The organism is Flagellimonas amphidinii, assembly GCF_013090115.1.
In the GTDB taxonomy this organism is placed as follows: Bacteria; Bacteroidota; Bacteroidia; order Flavobacteriales; family Flavobacteriaceae; genus Flagellimonas; species Flagellimonas amphidinii.
Map to the genome: position 1 here is coordinate 183,657 of NZ_JABFNN010000030.1, position 18,952 is coordinate 202,608.

Here is an 18,952-nt window from a genome sequence, read left to right on the forward strand (position 1 = left end):
TTAAAAGGAGGGTTTTCTATTTCAAAATAAACTTTTGTTAGAGTGACCAAGCTTTGCCCTGTGTAAGCTCATTTACGTCGCCACAAGGGATATATTCGCCTGGGATGGGCGCGTAGGCCAATACTTGTTCTCCAATGAACTCAGAGGACTTAAAAGCCCAAATGGCCATGTTCCTTAAATCGATGGCATAAGAAAAACGGGCCACTTCAAAATCCAAGTCCGCACTTCCACCATTTTGAACGGCTTCCATGTACTTTTCAATGGCTTCCCCGTGGGCCTCTTCTTCTTCATCTGTTCTTTTTCTAAGATAAGTCTGTAAAACAGGCTCAATATCTTCTGCATCAACATCCATTAGATTATCTTTTCCAGAGTCGGCCAAAACCTTCTCATAGAATTTGTCCATTTTCAGTTTTACAAAGTCTTGCTGTTCTTCTGGTAAAACCTCATTGATGAATTTATCAATGAAAACATGCGCATTCAATTCTGTGGCAGAAGGAGTATCAGTTTTTGGCAAGATTAAATCAAGGGTCTGTGCCATCGCGTAACCCTTTTCTTTATCAAAAAAGCTTGGTACCCACGTGGCGTAATCAGGCTTCTTCTCACAACTTTGCAATATCCCTAAAAGGGTAGGAGTGGCAACGGCATAACCAAATGCCATGCCCATATTTTTAAGTGCTGATCTTCTTTCCATTATAGATTTCCTTTTTTAAGTTCTTGAGCGGCATGGTTTGCGGCCCTTGCCGTAAAGGCCATATAAGTCAAAGATGGGTTTACGCAACTTGCTGAGGTCATAAACGAACCGTCGGTAACATAAACGTTCTTGCAGGCATGTACTTGATTGTGTCCGTTAAGTACAGAAGTTTTTGGGTCGCGCCCCATACGGGCTGTTCCCATTTCATGAATTCCAAGGCCCAATGCTCCAGGATTGTCAAAAGCCTGTACATCTCGCAACCCGGCTTTGGTTAGCATGTTAACAGCCTGTTCTTTCATGTCTTCACGCATGTTCCATTCATTTTCTTTGAATTCAGCATCAAAAGTGACGGTAGGGAGTCCCCATTGATCTAACTTGTCATAATCCAAAGTCATTCTATTGTCTTCATAAGGCAATACCTCACCAAAACCACCCATTCCAAATGTCCAACCACCTGGTTTAAGTATGGCTTCTTTAAGGTTTTTGCCATGGGAAGCTTCAGCAACGATTTCTTCCCAATTACCTCTGCTGGCTCCACCTTGGTAACCATAACCTCGCTTAAAGCTATCCATGTTGGTGTCTCCCCCAAGGTTTCTAAATCTAGGCAAATAAATACCGTTTGGTTTTCTTCCTTTATAGTATTTGTCATCAAACCCATCAAACTTACCAGAAGCACCAACACCAAGATGGTGGTCCATAATGTTTCTTCCTAACTGGTCGGAGTCATTTCCAAGTCCATTAGGGAAGCGATCGGATTTTGATTGCATCAAAATAGAAGTAGAAGCAATGGCAGAAGCGCAAAGGAAAATGACTTTAGCCTTAAACACAAACTCCTCTTTGGTTTCTCTATCGATAACTTTTACACCAGTGGCTTTTTGGGTATCTGGATCGTAAATTACTTCGTGAACAATGGAATCAGGTCTCAGGGTTAAGTTGCCGGTACGCTCCGCTGCTGGAAGAGTAGAGGACAAACTACTAAAATATGCTCCAAAAGGACATCCGCGAATACAACGGTTTCTATATTGACAACGAATACGTCCGTCACCTTCAAATTTTTTGTCGCTATTGATGTGCGCAACACGTCCAGCAGTAACTACTCGTCCATCAAAATGTTCGGCTACTTGCTCACGTACATGTTGTTCCACACAGTTAAGTTCCATCATTGGCTCAAACTTGCCATCTGGAAGTTGTGGCAAGCCTAAAGTTTCACCAGTGACACCTATATAACTTTCAACTTTATCATACCAAGGAGCTATGTCTTTGTATCGAACAGGCCAATCAACGGCAATACCTTCTTTTTTGTTAGCTTCAAAATCAATTTCACTCCAACGGTAGCTATGCCTTCCCCACATAATGGATCTGCCACCAACATGGTACCCGCGCATCCAATCAAAACGCTTGGTCTCGTTATAAGGGTGCTCCAAATCATTTACAAACCAATCTTTGGAAGCGGCATGGGTAGTGTAGCCTGTCCTGTTCTGTTTTTCCTGCTTGGCAATGTCTTCCTTTGTGGGCTGACCAGTATTTGGAAAATCCCACGGATCCATGTTTGCCGTTTTGTAATCATCACGGTGTTTAACCATTCGTCCACGTTCCAAAACCAAGGTCTTCAGCCCATTCTCACAAAGCTCCTTGGCGGCCCAACCTCCGCTAATGCCTGTCCCTACAACAATGGCATCATAAGATTCCTGTTCCTGATTGTAATAAAATTTACTCATTTAATAGTATTGTTTATTTGCTAAATGTATTAATTATTAAATTAATTTTCTACATTTATTCCCTATGTTTATTGAGAATTCACTACTATAACGTTGTAGTTTTTGGATTCATCACAAACAGCCAATCCTAATAAATAATAATGAAAAGAAGAAACTTTATTCGAAATGGAGCCCAAGCTGGAATAGCACTTTCTATACTAGGGACTTATGCTTGCAAACAACAAAAGAAAAATGAAGCTGATCAACCGGAGGCCGAAGAAGAGGTGTCCGCAGAAACCGAACAACTGTTAAAACTGTCTTTGGCACAATGGTCTATTCATAAAATGATTTGGGAAGATGGACTGGATCCTTACAGTTTTGCTGAAAAAGCAAAAGGATGGGGTTTTGAAGGATTGGAATACGTCAGTGGATTGTATTATGCAGAATTGGAAAAGGATAATTTTTCTGAAGAGGCGATGAAAGCTTTTGTGGACAAATCCAACGCTGAAGCCAAAAAACACGGAATGAAAAACCTGCTTATCATGATAGATTCTCAAGGAGCTTTGGCTGCCGAAGACGCAGATGAACGAAAAGCTGCGGTAGAGAACCACTATAAGTGGGTAGATGCTGCTGCTGCTATGGGTTGTCACTCCATTAGAGTTAACCTTCAAGGGAGCATGGATCCAGAAGTTTGGGTGGAAGCGTCTGTAGATGGATTGACCCAGTTAGCTACGTATGCTAAAGACAAAAACATCAATGTAATTGTGGAGAACCACGGTGGGCCTTCCTCTAATGCGGAATGGCTGGCCAATGTTATGCAGAAGGTGAATATGGACAATTGTGGAACATTGCCAGATTTTGGCAACTTCTGTATTAAAAGAGAGGATGGTTCTTATTACGAGTCCAAATGCCTTGAGGAATATGATAAATACCAAGGAGTTAAAGAATTGATGCCATATGCCAAAGCGGTAAGCGCAAAGTCATACAACTTTGATAAGCAAGGCAATGAGACTGTCATCGATTATGCCAAAATGATGCAAATAGTGAAAGATGCAGGTTATTCAGGATTTGTTGGCGTAGAGTATGAAGGCAGCGAATTGAGTGAAGAAGATGGTATCCTCGCCACCAAAAAATTGCTTGAAAAGGTTATAGGGGCATCGGCATAAAACATTGTGCTTATGAAGGGATTTCTACATCAACTTTTTGATTATAATTTCTATTGCAACAAAAAGCTAATTGAGCAATGTACTGCTACGAAGAAAGTCCCTAAAGAATCGGTTAAGCTTTTTAACCACATTTTGAATGCACATCATATCTGGAATCACAGAATTTTGGGAAATACACCGGAACTGGAAGTTTGGCAGAAGCATAAAATTGCCAGCTGGGAAGAAATTCATTATGAAAACCAGCGGACTTCCTTTGAGATAATTACCAACGCAGATGATTTTGACAAAAGGATAGATTATGAGAACAGCAAAGGCAGAACCTATGCCAATGAGCTTAAAGATATCCTATTTCATATTGTGAACCATTCAACACATCATAGGGGTCAAATTTTGATGCATTTTAGAGCATCAGGAATTGAACCAGAACCATTGGATTATATTTTTTACAAGAGATAAGATCAGTTTATGAGTATAAAAATCAAATTTCAACTCTCCTTTATGATGTTCTTGGAGTTCTTCATATGGGGTGGTTGGTTTGTGACCTTGGGAACGTTTTTGGGAAATAACCTTAATGCAAGTGGGGGAGAAATTGCCCAGGCTTTTTCAACCCAGTCTTGGGGGGCTATTATTGCACCATTTATCATTGGTCTTATTGCAGATAGATATTTTAATGCAGAGCGCATTTTGGGAGTTCTCCATTTAATAGGGGCATTTTTAATGTATCAAATGTATCAGTCCAATGACTTTTCGGTATTTTATCCTTATGTCTTGGGCTACATGATAATTTATATGCCCACTTTGGCCTTGGTCAATTCAATTTCGTTCAATCAAATGACTGACCCGGCCAAGGAATTTTCACCTATACGTGTTTTTGGAACCATTGGTTGGATCGTTGCAGGTCTTGTCATTAGCTATCTGTTTTTATGGGATTCGCCAGAAGGGATTCAATCTGGGATGCTGAAGAATACTTTTCTAATGGTAGGTATAGCTTCGGCAATATTGGGATTATTCAGTTTTACATTGCCCAAAACACCTCCACGAGTTGGGAAAGATGAAAAGGTGAGTATTTCTGGACTTTTAGGACTGGATGCATTGAAACTATTAAATGATAGAAACTTTCTGATTTTCTTTGTTTCTTCTATTTTAATATGTATCCCACTGGCTTTTTATTATCAAAATGCAAACCCGTTCCTTACAGAAATTGGGATGAACAATCCTACAGGTAAAATGACCATAGGCCAAGCATCAGAAGTTTTGTTTATGCTATTGCTGCCTTATTTCTTCAAAAAATTTGGGTTTAAAAAAACAATAATGGCCGGGATGTTGGCATGGACCCTACGTTATTTGTTGTTTGCCTATGGCAATGCAGGGGAAATGACCTTCATGTTGCTTATCGGAATAGCATTGCACGGGATTTGTTATGACTTTTTCTTTGTGTCGGGTCAGATTTATACCGATTCCAAAGCTGGAGAAAAATATAAAAGCGCTGCCCAAGGATTGATTACCTTAGCCACATATGGGGTGGGCATGTTGATAGGCTTCTGGATCGCTGGAAAAATAACCGATATGTACCTCATTGGAGAAAATGTACATAATTGGCAGAACATTTGGATGATACCAGCCCTATTCGCATTGGTCGTTCTGGCATTGTTTGCAATATTCTTCAAAAAAGAAGAGGTAACCTATAAATCGTAACTAAACCAATAATTATATATCAACCATGGAAAATATAAATAAGAATAGACTTTTTTTAGCGTCTTGTATTTCGCTAATTGTAACCGCTATGACCTTTGCACTGAGAGCGGGAATTATGGGAGAACTGAATGTGGAATTTGGATTTAATGACACACAATTGGGATGGATGAATTCTATGGCGTTTTATGGATTTCCGGTTTCCATGATCATAGGGGGACTCATTTATCCAAAAATTGGACCCAAGCCTATACTTTGGGTAGCTTTTATTTGTCACTTATTAGGTTTGATTCTTACCATAATTGCAAAAAGCTTCGTGCCGCTATTGGTATCAACTTTTTTGATTGGACTGGCTAACGGAGCCGTGGAAGCTGCCTGTAACCCTTTAATAGCCGATATGTATACCACCAATCGCACCACAATGTTGAACAAATTTCATGTGTGGTTCCCTGGAGGGATTGTAATTGGAGCTTTATTGGGAGAGTTTATGGGCAACATGAATCTATCTTGGCAGCTTCAAATTGCTATCATGATCATACCAACGTTAATTTATGGCTATTTAATACTTGGACAAAAGTTTCCCAAAGCGGAGAATATTGAATCCAATATCAGTGAGAACATCAAATCCATGTTCAGTCCACTGTTTATTTTCATGTTGATTTGTATGGGTCTTACAGCTACAACAGAACTTGGAACAGGTCAATTTATTGAAAGATTACTTGGACAAGCCGGTGCACCACCATTGATTATTTTGGCCATTGTTACCGGATTAATGGCAGTGGGGAGATATTTTGCAGGCCCTGTCATTCATAAAATAAACCCAATAGGTGTTCTTTTTATATCGGCGATAGTAGCTTCTTTGGCACTGTACCTACTTTCTGGGGCAACAGGCAGTATGGTTTATGTGGCAGCAATTCTATTTTCATGCGGAGTAATGTATTTTTGGCCTACCATGATTGGGTTTGTTAGCGAATACACCCATAAAACCGGCGCCCTTGGAATGTCCATTATTGGAGGATTTGGAATGTTGATTACGGGTATTTCCTTACCCCAAATAGGAAAAATGTTGGATCAGGAACGCTCTACAGCATTAGATTCTGGTGTTTCAGCTGATGCAGCAGATCTTGTTGCCGGTCAAGCTACGTTAGGAAATATAATGTGGCTGCCCATTATTTTAATTGTATTGTTCGGCATATTGTTTATCATGCGCAATAAATTGGAAGAAAAAAGAATACAACACTAAATTAAATCACACACATGCCCAAAAAAATTAGATTAGGAATCTTAGGGGGAGGGGGAGACTCCCTGATTGGAGTACTGCACAGAGTAGCATCCTTTATCAATGACAATTACGAAATCGTGGGAGCGGTCTTCAACCCAAATTTTGAGGACAACCTTGATTTCGCAAAAGAAATTGATGTGCCTACCAATCGTATTTACAAAGACTTTGACACTTTGGTTGAAGAGGAGATGAAGCTTCCTGAAGAGGAACGTATCCAGGTATGTTCTATTTTGACGCCTAATTTCCTGCATTTTCCCATGGCCAAAAAACTATTGGAAAATGGATTCCACGTCATCTGCGAAAAGCCAATGACCACAACCTATGAAGAAGCCAAAATTCTGCAAGAAACACTGGCTAAAGCCGGGACCGTTTTTGCAGTGACCCATACCTATACTGGGTATCCAATGGTTCGACAAATGCGAGAGATGATCAAAGAAGGAGTTTTGGGTAAAATCCACAAAGTGGACGCAAGATATTACCAAGGATGGATCAATGCCATTATCCATGACAAGGAAAAACGTTCCTCTGTTTGGCGGTTGGACCCCAAAAAGGCAGGAATCAGTTCTTGCATGGGAGATATTGGTGTCCATGCTTTTAATATGATTGAATTTACCACAGGATTACAGGTGAAATCTCTACTATGCGATTTTAATTATCTCTATGATGACAATCAAATGGATGTAGATGGTACTGTTTTGATACGCATGGACAAGCACGTTAAAGGAGTTATCAGGGCAAGTCAGGTTGCTACGGGTGAAGAAAATGGATTGGCCATTGCTATTTATGGAGAAAAAGGAGCGTTCCGTTGGGAACAGGAAAAACCTAATTTCCTATATAAAATGAGTGATACTGAGCCGGTACAGATTTATAAGCCAGGGCATGCCTATAATTCCAAGTTAAGTTTGGATGGAACAAAACTGCCTCCAGGTCACCCAGAAGGTATTTTTGATGCCATGGCCAACATCTATTTGGGAGTAGCAAGAGCCATTCGAGGAGAAGAATATAACAATGGAGAATTCCCAACGATGTTGGATGGCGTACGTGGACTCAATTTTATTGAAAGCACAGTAGCTTCAAACAAACAAGGGAATGTTTGGGTTGATATGGATTAATTTCAAACCAAAATGATAAAATATAAGAGGCTGTCTAATAAATAGGGTTTTCGTCAACCTGAACTTGTTTCAGGTTCTCATAACAACAAAACAATTTGTTGAGATTCTGAAATAGATTCAGAATGACGTCCTTTCAGAACTTTTTAGACAGTCTCTTATTTATTTCTGAAAGACCTTTTCAAATTCTTCAAAGACCACGATCATACTTTCCCTGGGCACTTTCCCAAATTCCTGAAGTTCCCGGGTATAATAATCCCAATGGGTCTCTTTCCATTGGGCAAGACTTTTATCACCTTCACCTTCCAAGCGTGAATGCTCGTCTCTAATTGCAAAATAGGGCACTAGTTTTACTGAGGTGGTCCGGATAATGCACTTGGCTTGTCCACCCCAATCGGTGACTACTGTAAAATCCCCTATTTTGGGGAGTTTCTCATGCCGTGATTGTAACCCCAAAAGGGAATGCGACGTAGCACGTTTTATGTCTTTGCACACCAAATCGGCACAAGTGTTGGCATCTTTTTCATTGTCACAAAAATGTATGACTTTGGGTGCGTCTTCAGAGGCAAATTCTAGGTGTTTATCCAAAAAATCGCCCCATAGATTTCGGGCTGAAGCGTTTTCCATAAGTAGTAATTAAGAAAATTTATGCTGTTGAACTAATTGGGCTGCATGGTTGGCGGCTCTTGCGGTAAAGGCCATATAGGTCAAAGAAGGGTTCACGCAACTTGCAGAGGTCATAAAAGCACCATCTGTTACATAAACATTTGGAACATCGTGCAATTGATTGTGTTTGTTCACAATTGAGGTCTTGTCATCATGCCCCATTCGTGCACCGCCCATTTCGTGAATACCCAGGCCAGGTCCTGTTGCTGTGTCAAATACCTCAACATCTTTGAAACCAGCGGCCTTAAAAATGGCGACCGCTTCATCCTTTATGGCATTTCTCATTTTGTATTCATTTTCTTTGAACTCCACATCAAAATCCAATTGTGGGAGGCCCCATTGGTCTATTTTATCCTTACTTAGTTGTACTCTGTTATCATGGTAAGGAAGCATCTCGCCAAATCCAGTCATGCCTATTTGCCAAGCCCCAGGTTTTAGTATTGCTTCTTTAAATGCTTTTCCATATCCTAATTCGGCTACAGCATCGGACCAATTTTCACGGGTTGCACTACCTTGGTATCCAAAACCACGTACAAATTCTTTCTGTTTGGTTTTTTCATTTAGATTGACAAATCTGGGAATATAAAAACCGCTGGGTCTTCTTCCTTTATAATATTTGTCCAAATAACCATCAACTTTTGCTGTGGCTCCCAGTTGATAGTGATGATCCATGATATTACGACCCAATTGATCGTGATTATTGCCCATTCCATTGGGAAATGCTTTGGATTTGGATTGCAATAAAATACCTACTGATGCCATTGCTGAGGCACATAGAAATATGATTTTAGCCTTGAATTCGAATTTTTCGTGCGTTTCTGTATCTATTACACGTACTCCGGTTGCCCTTTGTTGTGTTTCATCATAGATGATTTCATGAACTATAGAGTTGGCACGCAAGGTCATATTGCCAGTTCGTTCCGCCGCCGGAAGGGTAGAAGAGTTACTGCTAAAGTAACCTCCAAATGGACAACCTCTCCAACATCTAGCCCTATTTTGGCAACGCCCCCTACCTTCAAATTTAGTGGTGTCCTCGGTAATATGGGCTGCCCTACCAATAGTTAAAAGTCGACCATCTTTAAAGTTTTCACCCATTGAGGCCTGTAGATCTTTTTCCACACAGTTGAGCTGCATAGCAGGTTGAAATTGTCCATCAGGTAGATGCGGAATGCCCAACTTTTGTCCCGAAACACCAATATAAGATTCCACTTTATCATACCAAGGAGCTATATCTTTATATCTAATTGGCCAATCAACAGCAATTCCTTCTTTTTTGTTGGCTTCAAAATCTAAATCGCTCCAGCGATAACTTTGACGCCCCCATGTTAAAGAACGACCACCGACCTGATAACCACGAATCCAATCAAAACGCTTGGTTTCTTGGTACGGATGTTCTAAATCGTTCACAAAAAAGTGCTTCACATCTTCTTTGGGTGCCCAACCAACTCTGAGCTGTTTTGGATACTTCTTTTTTTCTTCACTAGAAAGTTCACCCTTGTATGCATAATCCCATGGGTCATCGTGCATGGTTTTATAATCTTGAATATGCTTTACCATGGGCCCACGTTCCAAAACCAAGGTTTTTAGACCATTTTCACATAATTCTTTGGCCGCCCAGCCACCACTTATTCCTGTACCGACCACAATGGCATCATAAACTATATTATCATTCACTATTATGCTGTTTTAATTGTCCGCTAATACCTATATTTATGTCTTTCTACGTGATGAGTGAAAACATCATAGTTTTTTTCTTAAATATAGAAGATAAATCCTAATGTTTTGAGGATTTATGAATTCTTAAAATTCAATTTCAATGAAAACAATCAAAGGACCAGCAGTATTCTTAGCCCAATTTGTGGACAGTAAACCACCGTTTAATTCTTTGGATGGACTTTGCAAATGGGCTTCTGATCTGGGTTACAAAGGAATCCAGATACCTACATGGGAATCCTTTTTGATAGACTTGGACAAGGCAGCAGAAAGTCAAGATTATTGTGATGAACTTAAAGGAAAGATAAGCTCCTATGGTTTGGAGATTACTGAATTGTCCACCCATTTACAAGGACAGTTGGTAGCTGTCCATCCGGCCTACGATATCATGTTCGATAATTTTGCCCCGGATGCTTTAAAGGGCAAACCAAAAGAACGTACCCAATGGGCCATTGAAACTGTAAAAAAGGCGGCAACTGCAAGTAGACGATTGGGCATAAAAGCGCATGCTACTTTTTCTGGAGCTTTGCTTTGGCATACTGCCCACCCTTGGCCCCAAAGACCCCCAGGATTGGTGGAAATGGGTTTTGAGGAATTGGCGAAAAGATGGATGCCCATTTTAAATCATTTCGATGAAGAAGGAGTCGATGTCTGTTATGAAATCCATCCTGGTGAAGACTTACATGATGGCGATACCTTTGAAAGGTTTTTGGAAGCTACGGGCAATCACAAAAGAGTGAATATTTTGTACGACCCAAGCCATTTTGTGTTGCAACAATTGGACTATATCAAATACATTGACCATTATCATGAGTTCATTAAATCCTTCCACGTGAAGGATTCAGAATTTAATCCTACAGGAAAAAAGGGAGCCTTTGGAGGGTACAACGATTGGGGCGATCGCGCTGGGCGATACAGGTCTTTGGGTGACGGTCAAATCGACTTTAAGACCATTTTCTCCAAATTGACCCAATACGGGTGCGATGTATGGGCAGTAATGGAATGGGAGTGCTGTATTAAAAGCCCGGAACAGGGAGCGCGGGAAGGCGCCAAATTCATTCAAGATCACATCATTGAAGCGACAGAAAAAACCTTTGATGATTTTGCAGGAGCAGAAATAGATGCAACCAAACTCAAGAAAATATTAGGATTATGAAGAGAATATTAGGCATGTTTTTAGCCATCTCCATTATAGGGTGCAAAGAAAAACAACAAAAGCAAGAGATGGATTCGGACCCGATGGCGGGACAGGAAATGGAAACACCCAAAGCACCGGAATCAGACTGGTCTGTTTTGTTTGATGGCTCTTCTTTTGAAGGGTGGCATTTGTACAATGGCGAAGCCATAACCGAACCATGGAAGTTGGAAGAAGGAAGTATGGTTTTCTATCCGCCTAAAGAAAGACCTGAAGGAGCTAGTTACAATATCGTCACGGACAAGGAATACACCAATTTTGTGCTTTCATTGGAATGGAAAATCGCCGAAGGCGGAAACAGTGGTATTTTTTGGGGTATTGCCGAAGACGAAAAATATGGCCAGCCGTATTTGACCGGACCAGAAATACAGGTGTTGGATGATGAAAGACATCCTGATGCCAAAAATGGAACGACACATCAAGCAGGGGCATTGTATGATATGATTGCCCCATCAGAAAAAGTGGTAAGACCGGCCAATGAATGGAATTTGGTAGAATTAATGGTGAACCATGAGACCAATAGTGGACATGTGATGCTCAATGGCAAGAAAATTGTTGAATTCCCTGTACATGGTCCAGAGTGGGACAAGTTGGTGGCGGATTCCAAATTTGCCGATTGGGAAGGATTTGGAAAATACCAAACTGGAAAAATAGGATTACAAGACCACGGAGATATCGTGGCATATCGAAATATTAAAATAAAAGAACTGTAGTTTGTTGAAAAGTAAGCACATCATTTTTGGGCTCTTCCTATTTGCGGGTACTGTACTGTTTGCACAAGAAAAAGAGCCAACAGAACCAGAAGCGACCGAATTTTATGAACCAGTACCACCTAGGGTAATTCCAGGGAAAAATGGCGCACCACCCAGTGACGCTATTGTACTCTTTGATGGGTCAAACGTTGATCAGTGGATAAGTACCGCTGATAGCACTGAGGTAAAATGGATTTTGAACAAGGATGGAAGTATGACCGTAAAAGACAAAACCGGCAACATCCAAACCAAACAAAATTTTGGGAGCGTTCAATTACATATTGAATGGAAATCCCCAAAAGAAGTGCGGTTACAAGGCCAGAACAGAGCCAATAGTGGGATCTTTTTACAAGGCCGGTATGAGGTTCAAGTATTGGACAATAATGACAACAGCACCTATGTAAACGGTCAAGTAGGATCTATATACAAGCAATCGGTTCCTGCTGCCATGGCGTCCGTTCCAAGTGGTGAGTGGAATACTTACGATATCATTTTTCACGCCCCAAAGTTTAGTAGGGGAGGAAATATTGTTGAACCTGCTACGATAACAGTATTGCATAATGGAGTATTGATTCAGGATCATTTTGCTATTGAAGGTCCAACAGAGTATATTGGATGGCCTAAATATGAAGCACATGGAAAAGCTCCCTTGATGCTTCAAGATCATCAAGACAACAGTAGAGTAAGTTATAGAAATATTTGGGTTAGGGAGCTGGATTAATAACATCCTTCTACAGTAACCATACTTTTTCAGGCAAAGGGGCCAACAGCTATTTTGGTTACCTTTGCCAAAATTTATCATTCCTTATGATTCAATCCATGACCGGCTTTGGAAAGCATGTTATTCAACTGCCTTCCAAAAAAATTACGGTGGAGCTTAAATCGCTCAATAGTAAAAATTTGGATATCAATGCCAGAATCCCCCAATCCTATCGCGAGAAAGAACTTGAATTGCGGAAAATGATCGCTGATGTGTTGGTGCGCGGAAAGGTAGATTTTAGTCTCTATGTTGAAATTACGGGAGAAGAAACCACCGCTGAGGTAAATCAAGGAGTGGTCAAAAAATATATGGAGCAGTTAGCCAATATAGCCAAAGGCGATGATATAAAGTTACTGGAACTATCGCTTCGGATGCCAGATACCCTAAAAACGGATAGGAACGATATTGATGATGCAGAATATGCCGAAATAAAAAAAGCCATGAAGAGCGCTTTGGAGGCAATTACCAACTTCAGAAATGAAGAAGGTAAAGTATTGGAAAAAGACTTTGTTTCTCGACTTAAAAAGTTAAAGGACCTGCTTGAAGAGGTCAATGCAATAGACCCTGAAAGACTGTCAACCATTCGTGAGCGATTGGAAAGAGCGATATCTGATTTAAAAGTAGAGGTGGATGCCAATAGGTTTGAGCAAGAATTGATCTATTATTTGGAGAAATATGACATTACGGAGGAAAAAGTTCGCTTGGCCAACCATTTGAAATATTTTGAAACCACATTGAACTCCAATGACTCAAATGGAAAAAAACTCGGGTTTATTTCCCAAGAAATAGGAAGAGAGATCAACACGATTGGTTCCAAAGCCAATTATGCATCCATGCAGCAGTTGGTGGTTCAAATGAAAGATGAGCTGGAGAAAATAAAGGAACAAATGCTGAACGTACTATGACGAAGGGAGGAAAACTTATTATCTTTTCGGCTCCTTCCGGAAGTGGTAAAACCACTATTGTAAGATATCTTTTGGACCAACCTGAACTTAATTTAGCTTTTTCAGTTTCGGCAACCTCTAGGCCGAGAAGGGGAAAAGAAAAGCATGGCATCAACTATTATTTCATGTCCGCTTCAGAATTCAAACAACACATTAAGAATGAAGACTTTTTGGAATGGGAGGAAGTATATAGGGACAATTTCTACGGAACCTTAAAAAGTGAAGTGGAACGTCTTTGGGCAGAAGGAAAAAATGTGATTTTCGATATTGATGTGGTTGGCGGACTTCGTATCAAAAAGAAATTCCCAGAAAAAACCTTGGCTGTTTTTGTGAAGCCTCCAAGTGTGGATGAGCTTAAAATTAGGCTGAAGAAACGCAGTACGGAAAGTGAGGATAAGATTAATATGCGGGTGGCCAAAGCTTCTGTTGAGTTGGCAACAGCCCCACAGTTTGACCAAATCATCAAAAATTACGATTTGGATGTTGCTTTGAAAGAGGCCCATCAATTGGTGGCTGATTTTGTAGGCGCAAAAATCCCGAATAGCGAGGAGTAATAAAAGAATGAAAAAGGTAGGTCTATTCTTTGGAACGTTCAATCCTATCCATATTGGCCATTTGGCCATTGCCAACCATATGGTAGAGTTTTCTGACCTTGAAGAGGTTTGGTTTGTGATAACCCCTCAAAGTCCGTTTAAGACGAAGCTGTCTCTTTTAGATAATCACCATCGATATCAAATGGTGTATGAGGCGATCCAGGAATATCCCAAGTTGAAGCCCAGCAAGATAGAGTTTGATCTTCCGCAACCCAATTATACCATCAATACCTTGGCACATTTGGATGAAACCTATGGAAAGGGACATCAATTCTGTCTTATTATGGGGGAGGACAATTTGAAGAGCTTTAATAAATGGAAAAATTATGAAACCATTTTGGATCATTATTCCATTTATATATATCCAAGAATATCTGAAGGTGAAATAGAGCACAAGCTTCAGAACCATCCAAAAATTACCAAAGTAGATGCTCCTATAATGGAAATTTCATCAACATTCATTCGTAAGGCCCATAAAGAGGGAAAGAATATGAGGCCGTTGCTTCCAGATGCAGTTTGGAAGTATATGGACGAGATGAATTTTTATCGTAAATAAGGGCATGTTGAAATTGGAAAGCTATTGCTTTGCAGTAACAACCCCTACCATGCTGTCCGCTGTTCCATAATACAGATACCAAGTTCCGTTGAACAATACCAAACCTTCCAAGAAAGTAGTTCCGTCTTCGTACTGCCCAGATTTTTCAAAAGGAAGCTCCGGTTTGATGAAAGGCATATCCGTTCTATCCAATAGTTTCCAAGGTTCTTCATGGTCAAAAAGTGCTTGTCCGCCAGTATAGATTCTATTGCCAAGATTCTTTACTCCTATGTTTTGGGAATTACCAGCGTTGTAGAGCACTACAATACCATTTTCTGTGAGCAGTGGAGGAGGTCCGGCTTCTACCAACCATGAGTCAAAATAACCAGGTCTTGGACTCAAAACAGGAGCTAAATTACCTTCATAGGTTTCAACGGGTTCCCAATCAATCAAATTTTCAGAGCTTGCCAACCAGATATGGGGGACACCATAGTACATCCAATATTTTCCATTGATTTTGGCCGCAACCAATCTGCCCTTTTTAAGTTGGGTTACAATGGCCCCAGATTTGGTTTCCCTGTTCAGATATTTCCCGTTTTTATAATTGTTGAAAACAGGGCCATGTTTTTTCCAAACTTTGAGGTCTTTTGAAGTTGCAACTGCAAGTCTTGGAACTTTCCTGTTCCATTGAGTATAAGTAAGCACATAGGTGCCTTCTTCGGTTTCCACTATTCGGGGGTCTTCGGTACCGCCTGGCCATTCATTTTCCTGCTGATCGTCCATAGCGGGATAAAACACAGGGGACTCACTTTTTGAATAACTCAAGCCATCATCTGAAGTGGCCAGACCAATTCTTGAGCAGTGTCCGCCTATTACTTTATCCCCCAATTTTTCCTCAGCCCTGTATAGAACATGTATACTGTTATCTTTTACGATGGCAGCGGGATTAAATGTTGCCATGGATTCCCAATAAACGTTTTGGTTTGTAACAGGATCCCTGAAAACGGATTTGTCATCTTTTTGAAGAATAGGTTGGGCATTCTCAGGCCTGTTGAATGGCCCCATCATCCATTCCTTTTCCATAATCTGCCCAAAGGCGGGAGTGTTTAAGATAATGTATGCGAACAAAAAAAAGGAAAATCTAGTCATTACATGGTAGGCTTTTCAAGAATATCAGTCCCTAAGTACTTATCATCACTATTGTAATACCAAGCACGGTTTTTTGGTATTTTTATGCCATTAATTTCCTCTAGACCCTCCAGAAGAATATATTCACCATCATTTTTGCTTTCATCATGGTAAAACTGATAGACTTCCATGGCGTAGGTAATTGGGTCAAAATAAAAATACCAAACGTCATTGCCCACTCCTTCTTCGTAATCTACTTTCAGGACCAAATATTCTTTTCCTTTGAAAGTTTTCTTATGAATTGTAGGATTGAGTAATGTCCCCGGGTCTTTTAATTTCATTGGAAGCCCATAGAGATAGGTGTAGTAATTGCGCATCATTTTCCCACGCTCACAGGTAAGGCGATATTTTTCCCTGTCATCATCACTGATTTCTGAAGAACCCTGAAGAGTTGAGGTGCATTTATTGGCGTTAAAATCATAGCCATAAGCAACCCCATCTTTTTCTACCATCAGTTTAAAAAGCTGCTTGGGAATATTTAGTGTGATAGTGCTTAACCTTTCACTTGAATTAGGGGTTTGCATAAGAACCTTGAACTCTCCCTTAAAACTTTTCCAATGGTTATTTGGGTCATGAAAATGGATGGAGTTATCCAAAAGTTCAGAAGCTGTAAGTTCTTGTGCTTGGGATACCAAACAATGGCAAAATGCCAAAATCAAGATGCTATAGCGCATGGCTGAGCGATTATTTATTTTTCTATTCTGGCAGGCTCCACTGTACTGTCGTGTTCTGTATAGTATAACTCTAACAACTTTACGGTGGCCTTGATCATATCTTGACTTTCCGTGAGTAGGGAAAAATAAAGTGTAGTATTTTTAGGACTGGTCTCTTCAGTTCTAGTACGTGCAACTTGCTTCTTCATTTTATCCGAAATCAAATGGAAGTAATTATCCTTTTCATTCAAGATTGATGCAATATTCTCGAAAGAACGTTGGTCAAAAGTCTTTGAGGTATTTTCAAAAAGCTTTTCGAGTTTATGGTCCAAATCCTTGAGTTCTTTGATTTGGTTGTACTTCAATTTCTTGTGATTGTTCAATACATGCGTATAACTTACTTTGGAAATGTATTCTAAAGATTGCGTAAAGTCTTGCATCACACCCAACAAAGTAATGTAGAAGTTACTGGCACCTCCTACGCTGGATTCATCCAGATTTTTGATGAAATAATATACGTTGTTTTTAAGTCCATCAACTTCTTTAATGAGTTTGTTGACACCTTTATTGTTTCTTTTTAAAGCTTCTAAATCGTGTTTGGCCAATCCATTGATGGCCCCGGTATAGATTTTATTGCTTCTTTTGACAACAGAGGCTATATTGGTGGCACTTTCTTCAATTACTCCTTGTATAGAGCTGCTCTCAGCTTTTCTCAAAATGTCCTCAACCTTTGTTTCCACCTTCTTTCGGTTATGACTTAAATAGTTTCTAACCAAAAGAACTCCGGCAATACATAACAAGATCAACAAGGCAACAAAGCCCCCAAGGTGAATGAGATAAGCAATAGTTGCTGCGGAAATAAATGCACAAATTGCGGTAAAGAACCATCCACCTATTACATTGAGCACCCCGGCAACTCTGTACACGGCACTTTCAGAGCCCCATGCTCTATCAGCAAGTGAAGAGCCCATGGCAACCATAAAAGTAACATAGGTAGTGGACAGTGGCAATTTCATAGATGTAGCTACAGAGATAAGTACACTGGCCACCATAAGATTTACAGAGGCCCTAACCATGTCAAAAGCTGGTAAATCTTGAATTTTCCCTTTGGGAACATATTTGTTGGGCTTTTCTAAGCGTTTTAGAACTTTCTCACGAAAACTTACTGGAAAGACGTTGGAAACATTGTCAAAAGCCGTAATAGAAAATTTTACAATTTGTCGCGATAAAAAATTGGGCTGGAAACGTTCTTCACCTTCACCTTCGCGAGCAAGATTGATTTCCGTTTCGGTTACATAACGGGCTTTGGTAGAAAGCCACAGCGTAACAATCATTACTAGACCAGAAATCAGCAACAGATACGTAGGAGTGCGGACCGCGGCTGCCAAACCTCCCATGGAATATTCAGATGCGGCAATGCCAGAAGCTTGCCAGTCTTGGAAAGATTGCAAGGCGGCTATGGGCACGCCTATGAAGTTTACCAGGTCATTTCCTGCAAATGCCATAGCAAGGGCAAAAGTTCCCAGTACAATAATGATCCTATAAATATTTTGTTTGAAAGCGGTCGTTAAAATCCATGATACAATGGACCATAATACAAAATTGGCCAATAAGAAAAGTTCTTGTTGTTGCACCGCAAATTCAGTAAGTGAACCGCTAAAAAGTTCGGCGCTTTTTAGTCCTTTGACCAAGATGAAATAGATAATGGCAGAGATGGCCAATCCACCAAAAATGGAACCGATCCATTTGGGTTGTTCATTGAACCTAAAAGAAATCAACAATCGGGATAAAAATTGGACCAAAGCTCCAATGGAAAAGGCAATGACCACAGAAAGCAGTATGCCTAATATTATTTCTGTGGCTTTTCCGGTATTGATGTAACTCCCCAGGGCTTCAAATCCGCCACCAGTTCCAGAAACCTTGATCAATGCCATAGCTACGGCGGCACCCAATAGTTCAAAAACAATGGAAACCGTGGTGGAGGTAGGCATTCCCAACGTATTGAAAAAATCCAGCAACAATACATCCGTAATCATTACAGCTATGAAAATGATGATAATCTCAGCAAATACAAATTCTGATGGATTGAAAATACCTTTTCGGGCCACTTCCATCATACCACTTGAGGTCATGGCGCCAAAGGCGATACCAATACTGGCCACAATCATTATTGTTTTAAAAGAAATGGCTTTGGAACCCAACGCAGAGTTTAAGAAGTTTACTGCATCGTTACTAACCCCAACAACCAAATCGGTTATTGCAAGAACTCCTAAAGCAATAACCATGAAAATATAGATGTTCTCCCCCATTGTAAAC

The 18,952-nt window shown here is 40.3% G+C and carries 18 protein-coding genes; 11 read left to right on the forward strand and 7 right to left on the reverse strand.

What is annotated here, in order from left to right:
- Positions 1-37: 37 nt before the first annotated feature.
- Positions 38-691 carry a gluconate 2-dehydrogenase subunit 3 family protein gene (locus HJC33_RS07485; protein ID WP_171658190.1) on the reverse strand — a complete coding sequence of 218 codons (654 nt, stop codon included), beginning with the start codon at positions 689-691 and terminating at the stop codon, positions 38-40.
- Positions 691-2,409, reverse strand: a complete 1,719-nt coding sequence (locus HJC33_RS07490) for a GMC oxidoreductase (protein WP_171658191.1) — start codon at positions 2,407-2,409, stop codon at positions 691-693. The genes HJC33_RS07485 and HJC33_RS07490 overlap by 1 nt, the downstream gene beginning before the upstream one ends.
- Before the next feature lie 140 nt (positions 2,410-2,549).
- Between HJC33_RS07490 and HJC33_RS07495 the strand changes: the two genes are divergently transcribed.
- Genes HJC33_RS07495 through HJC33_RS07515 form a run of 5 tightly spaced genes read left to right on the forward strand, consistent with a single transcriptional unit; the run spans position 2,550 to position 7,640 of the window.
- Positions 2,550-3,554, forward strand: a complete 1,005-nt coding sequence (locus tag HJC33_RS07495; protein WP_171658192.1) for a sugar phosphate isomerase/epimerase family protein — start codon at positions 2,550-2,552, stop codon at positions 3,552-3,554.
- 12 nt (positions 3,555-3,566) lie between these two features.
- Entirely contained in the window at positions 3,567-4,010 is a 444-nt protein-coding gene (locus HJC33_RS07500; protein WP_171658193.1) for a DinB family protein, read from the forward strand.
- A gap of 9 nt (positions 4,011-4,019) precedes the next feature.
- Positions 4,020-5,249, forward strand: a complete 1,230-nt coding sequence (locus HJC33_RS07505) for a nucleoside permease (RefSeq protein ID WP_171658194.1) — start codon at positions 4,020-4,022, stop codon at positions 5,247-5,249.
- 25 nt (positions 5,250-5,274) lie between these two features.
- On the forward strand, positions 5,275-6,489 hold the full coding sequence (locus HJC33_RS07510; RefSeq protein ID WP_171658195.1) for an MFS transporter: 1,215 nt from the start codon (positions 5,275-5,277) through the stop codon (positions 6,487-6,489).
- Positions 6,490-6,503: 14 nt separating this feature from the next.
- Positions 6,504-7,640, forward strand: a complete 1,137-nt coding sequence (locus HJC33_RS07515; protein ID WP_171658196.1) for a Gfo/Idh/MocA family protein — start codon at positions 6,504-6,506, stop codon at positions 7,638-7,640.
- A gap of 159 nt (positions 7,641-7,799) precedes the next feature.
- Here the strand turns inward: HJC33_RS07515 and HJC33_RS07520 are convergent, their stop codons facing one another.
- A complete protein-coding gene (locus HJC33_RS07520) occupies positions 7,800-8,264 on the reverse strand; it encodes an ASCH domain-containing protein (RefSeq protein WP_171658197.1) in 465 nt (154 codons plus the stop codon).
- Between the two features lie 9 nt (positions 8,265-8,273).
- Positions 8,274-9,977: a GMC oxidoreductase gene (locus HJC33_RS07525; protein ID WP_171658198.1), complete on the reverse strand. Its 1,704-nt coding sequence runs from the start codon at positions 9,975-9,977 to the stop codon at positions 8,274-8,276.
- A 142-nt stretch (positions 9,978-10,119) separates the two neighbouring features.
- Between HJC33_RS07525 and HJC33_RS07530 the strand changes: the two genes are divergently transcribed.
- The 6 genes from HJC33_RS07530 (at position 10,120) to nadD (ending at position 14,816) form a co-directional block, all read left to right on the forward strand.
- Positions 10,120-11,172 carry a sugar phosphate isomerase/epimerase family protein gene (locus tag HJC33_RS07530; protein ID WP_171658199.1) on the forward strand — a complete coding sequence of 351 codons (1,053 nt, stop codon included), beginning with the start codon at positions 10,120-10,122 and terminating at the stop codon, positions 11,170-11,172.
- Complete coding sequence (locus HJC33_RS07535; RefSeq protein WP_171658200.1) at positions 11,169-11,924, forward strand: 3-keto-disaccharide hydrolase; 756 nt, start codon at positions 11,169-11,171, stop codon at positions 11,922-11,924. Before HJC33_RS07530 ends, HJC33_RS07535 begins: the two co-directional genes overlap by 4 nt.
- A gap of 19 nt (positions 11,925-11,943) precedes the next feature.
- Positions 11,944-12,684, forward strand: coding sequence for a 3-keto-disaccharide hydrolase (locus HJC33_RS07540; RefSeq protein WP_272621266.1), 741 nt, complete (start codon positions 11,944-11,946; stop codon positions 12,682-12,684).
- A gap of 86 nt (positions 12,685-12,770) precedes the next feature.
- Positions 12,771-13,628, forward strand: a complete 858-nt coding sequence (locus tag HJC33_RS07545; RefSeq protein WP_171658201.1) for a YicC/YloC family endoribonuclease — start codon at positions 12,771-12,773, stop codon at positions 13,626-13,628.
- The gene (gene gmk, locus HJC33_RS07550) at positions 13,625-14,221 is read left to right on the forward strand and encodes a guanylate kinase (protein WP_171658202.1); all 597 of its coding nucleotides are present in this window, start codon (positions 13,625-13,627) and stop codon (positions 14,219-14,221) included. Before HJC33_RS07545 ends, gmk begins: the two co-directional genes overlap by 4 nt.
- 7 nt (positions 14,222-14,228) lie before the next feature.
- Positions 14,229-14,816 carry a nicotinate (nicotinamide) nucleotide adenylyltransferase gene (nadD, locus tag HJC33_RS07555; protein WP_171658203.1) on the forward strand — a complete coding sequence of 196 codons (588 nt, stop codon included), beginning with the start codon at positions 14,229-14,231 and terminating at the stop codon, positions 14,814-14,816.
- A 21-nt stretch (positions 14,817-14,837) separates the two neighbouring features.
- Here the strand turns inward: nadD and HJC33_RS07560 are convergent, their stop codons facing one another.
- The 3 genes from HJC33_RS07560 to HJC33_RS07570 are packed head-to-tail and all read right to left on the reverse strand — an operon-like array spanning position 14,838 to position 18,945.
- The gene (locus HJC33_RS07560; protein ID WP_171658204.1) at positions 14,838-15,944 is read right to left on the reverse strand and encodes a glycoside hydrolase family 130 protein; all 1,107 of its coding nucleotides are present in this window, start codon (positions 15,942-15,944) and stop codon (positions 14,838-14,840) included.
- Positions 15,944-16,657: a DUF6503 family protein gene (locus tag HJC33_RS07565; RefSeq protein ID WP_171658205.1), complete on the reverse strand. Its 714-nt coding sequence runs from the start codon at positions 16,655-16,657 to the stop codon at positions 15,944-15,946. The genes HJC33_RS07560 and HJC33_RS07565 overlap by 1 nt, the downstream gene beginning before the upstream one ends.
- Positions 16,658-16,671: 14 nt before the next feature.
- Positions 16,672-18,945, reverse strand: coding sequence for an inorganic phosphate transporter (locus HJC33_RS07570; RefSeq protein ID WP_171658206.1), 2,274 nt, complete (start codon positions 18,943-18,945; stop codon positions 16,672-16,674).
- Positions 18,946-18,952: the final 7 nt, after the last annotated feature.